Origin of the sequence: Roseisolibacter sp. H3M3-2 (assembly GCF_029211165.1) — a bacterium.
Lineage (GTDB): Bacteria > Gemmatimonadota > Gemmatimonadetes > Gemmatimonadales > Gemmatimonadaceae > Roseisolibacter.
In genome coordinates this window covers 1-3881 of record NZ_JARGEK010000412.1, presented here as the reverse complement: position 1 = coordinate 3881, position 3881 = coordinate 1, and the positions used below count along the sequence as shown (strand labels likewise).

Annotated in this window: 3 protein-coding genes; 2 read left to right on the top strand and 1 reads right to left on the bottom strand. The window is 77.5% G+C overall.

Translation table 11 applies throughout. The annotated features are described in order from the left end of the window. On the top strand, positions 1–1478 hold a 1478-nt coding region (locus PYV61_RS22100; protein ID WP_275835747.1), incomplete at its 5' end, for a hypothetical protein. Here PYV61_RS22100 and PYV61_RS22095 read toward each other — a convergent pair. Continuing rightward, complete coding sequence (locus PYV61_RS22095) at positions 1450–2376, bottom strand: hypothetical protein (RefSeq protein WP_275835745.1); 927 nt, start codon at positions 2374–2376, stop codon at positions 1450–1452. The genes PYV61_RS22100 and PYV61_RS22095 overlap by 29 nt on opposite strands. A 128-nt stretch (positions 2377–2504) precedes the next feature. Here PYV61_RS22095 and PYV61_RS22090 point away from each other — a divergent pair, with 128 nt between their 5' ends. Beyond that, on the top strand, positions 2505–3854 hold the full coding sequence (locus PYV61_RS22090; RefSeq protein ID WP_275835743.1) for an MFS transporter: 1350 nt from the start codon (positions 2505–2507) through the stop codon (positions 3852–3854). Positions 3855–3881 lie beyond the last annotated feature (27 nt).

The window sequence follows — 3881 nt, the reverse complement described above, 5'->3', positions numbered from 1 at the left end:
GCGCCGCCTCGACCGCCGCGCGCCGCGCCCCGGCCCCCACGCCCGCGGCGGCCGCCGACGCGCGCCCGTCGGTCGCGGTGCTGCCGTTCGCCAACACGAGCGGCGACGCGCGCGACGAGCACCTGTCGGACGGCCTCACGGAGGAGCTGATCGCCGCGCTGAGCCGCGTGCACGGCCTCGACGTGATCGCGCGCACCTCGGTGTTCGCGCTCAAGGGGAAGCCGCTCGGCGTGCGCGCCGTCGCCGAGACGCTCGGCGTGTCGTCGGTGGTGGAGGGGAGCCTCCGGCGCGTCGGCGGCCGCCTCAAGGTCACCGCCCGGCTCGCGCGCGCCGGCGACGGCCGGGTGCTCTGGTCGGAGACGTACGACCGCGAGCTGCGCGACGTGTTCGCGATGCAGGAGGAGATCGCGCGCGCGATCGTCGGCGCGCTGCGCGTGCGCCTGGCGGGCGCGGGGCGCCCGCTGCTGGTGGGCCGCGCCACCGACGACCCGGTCGCGTACGACCTGTTTCTCCGGGGGCGCCAGGCGTTCTCGGCGGGCTCGGGGCCCGCGGACGTGCGGCGCGCCGTCGCGCTGTTCGACTCCGCCGTCGCGCGCGACCCGGCGTTCGCGCAGGCGCACGCCGGCCTCTCCGACGCCCACGCGCGGCTGGTCGCGTTCGGCTTCGGGCGCCCGCGCGACGAGCTGCCGCTCGCCGAGGCGGCGGCGCTGCGCGCGCTCGCGCTCGACCCCACGGTGGCGGCGGCGCGCGCCGCGCTCGCGCACGCGCTGTACCTGCGCGGCGGCGCGCGCGACTCGGCGGAGCGCGCGATGCGACGCGCGCTCGCGCTCGACCCCGGCTACGTGCTCGGGCGGAGCGCGTTCGCGATCTGGCTGCAGTTCCAGGGGCGCTTCGCCGAGGCGGTGGCGCAGATGGACACGGCGGCGGCGCTCGACCCGCTCGCGGCCAACGTCGGCACGGTGCTCGGCCGCGCGTACGTGAACGCGGGCCGCTCCGACGACGCGATCCGCGCGCTGCAGGGGGCGCTGGCGCTGGGCCCCGGCCACCCGCTCGTCCTGCAGCAGCTGGGGCACGCCTACCTGCAGAAGGGGATGGCGGCCGAGGCGCTGGACGCGCTGCGGCGCGCCGCCGCCGCGAGCGGCGCCCGCGACTCGGCGCACCTCGCGTACGCGTACGGCGTGACCGGCGACCGCGCCGAGGCGGCGCGCAACGTCGCCGCGCTCGAGGCGTCGGCGGCGCGCCGGTTCGTGCCGCCCTTCGACCTCGCGATCGCGCACGTCGGCGTCGGCGACCGCGACGCGGCGTTCCGTCGGATCGAGCGCGCGCTCGCCGAGGGGGTGCTCGTCCGCGACGTGCTCACCGGGACGGCGGCGCTGCGGCCGCTGCACGCGGACGCGCGCTGGACGCGCCTGGTCCGCCGCCTCGACCGCGAGGAGCGCGCGGCCGCGCTCAGTGCCGCAGCGCCGGCGGCGCCATGAGCTGGTCGGGCGTCCCCGGCTCGCGCTCGAGCGCGCGCCGGAACTGCGCGCCCAGCCCGCTGCGCCGCCGCCAGAAGAACGCCCCCATCGCCAGCACGGCGAGCAGGTTGCCGATCATCAGCGCCAGCCACGCGTGCGCGCCGAACGGCGACGCGACGTCGAGGATCGCCACCAGCGCGTAGATCCCGACCTCCGCGACCGCGAACAGGAGCACGAAGCCGAGCAGCACCGACGGCTCGCGCTCGGCGAGGCTGACCAGCAGCGCCGCCGCCAGCCCGACCAGCACGAACGCGCCGTAGTGGAAGACGGTGTACGCGAGCACGAGGCTCGCCGCGCTCGGCCGCCCCGCTTCCGACGGCGCGGCGCCGACCAGCGCGGCGCCGAGCGTGGTCGGCGTGAAGAACGGGCGCCCGTCGGCCGCGTCGACGATCAGGAACCAGACGGCGATCACCGTCGCCCCGATCACCCCCGCCAGCAGCCCGTCGGCGAGCAGCGGGCGCGGGGTCGCCGCGAAGGTCGCGTACTGGTCGCGCAGCACCTCGCCGCTGCGGGCCCACAGCACCACGAGCAGCGCCGCCAGCACCGCCAGCGGCACCCACGCCACGCCGCCTGGGGTGAAGTACTCGGCCAGCGCCGCCGGCACCATGAGCGCCGCCAGCACCGCGGCCCCGAACGCGCTCGCCGGCGGGAAGAGGAGGGCCGCCGCCCCGGCCGCCTCGACGAGCGCGGTCACGACGCGCGCCCACGCGGGGTAGCCGGCCATGGCCGACGCCGGCCCGATCCCGGCGAGCAGCGCGTCCGCGCCGACGAGCTTGCGGGCCGCCGAGACCAGGAACAGGCCGGCCAGCACGAGACAGAGGCCCCACGCCAGGACGTCCACACCGCGGGTGCGACGCATCGTCACGCTCCTGTGGGTATGTGGGGGATTCGCCGCACGCGCCATGCCGGGGCGGAGCGTCACGGCTCGGACGCGGGTCGGCGGCGCCGGTGGCGCACGGCCGCGTCCGCCGCCACCTTCCTCCCCGCATGCCCAACGTCCTCGCCCGCCTCGGCCTCTCCACGCCCGCGCTCCGCGCCTGGGCGATGTACGACTGGGCCAACTCGGCGATCTTCACCGTCGTCGTCACCGCGGTCTTCCCGACCTACTTCGCCCGCGTCCCGGCGGCGGGGCTCGCCGGCGACGTCGGGACCGCGCGCTACTCGTACGCCACCACGGCGGCGCTGCTGCTCGCCGTCGTCCTGTCGCCGGTCGTCGGCGCGATCGGCGACGCGCGCCCGGTGAAGAAGCGGCTGCTGGCGACGCTGGTGGGCTTCGGCGCGCTCGCGACCGCGGCGCTGGCGCTGGCCGGCGAGGGGGACTGGCTCGCCGCGCTGCTCGCCTTCGCGGCGGTCAACGTCGCCGTCAACGCGAGCACCGTCGTCTACGACGCGCTGCTGCCGCACCTGGCCAGACGCGAGGAGCTCGACCGCGCGTCGTCGGCCGGCTACGCGCTCGGCTACCTGGGCGGCGGCGCCGCGCTCGGGCTGGCGCTGCTCGCCATCCTCCAGCCGGGGCTCGTCGGCCTCGGCGGGCTGGCGGCGCGCGAGCCGTCGGCGCCGACGCGCGTGGCGTTCGTCGGCGTCGCGCTCTGGTGGTCGCTGTTCAGCATCCCGCTGCTGCGCGGCGTCCCCGAGCCGCCGGTGCACCCGGCCGACGGCGACGCGTCGGCGGCGGGCGGCGTGGGGGCCGCCGTGCGCGAGGCGTTCGCCGGCCTCGCCGCCACGCTGCGCGCCCTGCGCGCGATGCCCGACGCCTGGCGCTTCCTGCTCGCGTTCATCCTCTACAACGACGCGATCAACACGATCATCCGCATGGCGACGGTCTACGGCTCGCAGCTCGGGCTCGCGCAGTCGTCGCTGATCGGGGCGATCCTCGTGGTGCAGTTCGTCGGCATCCCGTTCGCCTTCGCGTTCGGGTGGCTGGCGGGGAAGGTCGGCGCCAAGCGCGCGATCCTCGGCGCGCTCGCCGTCTACGGCGTCATCACGGCCGTCGCCTACCGGCTGGAGACGGAGCGCGACTTCTGGGTGCTCGCCGTGCTCGTGGCGATGGTGCAGGGGGGGGCGCAGGCGCTCAGCCGCTCGCTCTACGCGAGCCTCGTCCCCGCGTCGCGCTCGGGCGAGTTCTTCGGGCTGTTCAGCGTCTTCAACCGCTTCGGCGGGATGCTCGGCCCGCTGGCGATGGGGCTCGTCACGCAGGTCACCGGGTCGAGCCGGCTCGGCATCGTGTCGGTGCTGGCGTTCTTCCTCGCCGGCGGGCTGCTGCTCTCGCGCGTGGACGTCGACGCCGGGCGCCGTCAGGCGCTGGCGCGCGACGGCGAGGCCGGCGCCGCCGGCTGACCCGCGGCGTCGCGCGCCGGCACCGGC

Coding starts and splice junctions, on each gene's coding strand:
- PYV61_RS22090 (WP_275835743.1), top strand. CDS start 2,505: ATGCCCAACGTCCTCGCCCGCCTCGGCCTCTCCACGCCCGCGCTCCGC.
- PYV61_RS22095 (WP_275835745.1), bottom strand. CDS start 2,376: ATGCGTCGCACCCGCGGTGTGGACGTCCTGGCGTGGGGCCTCTGTCTC.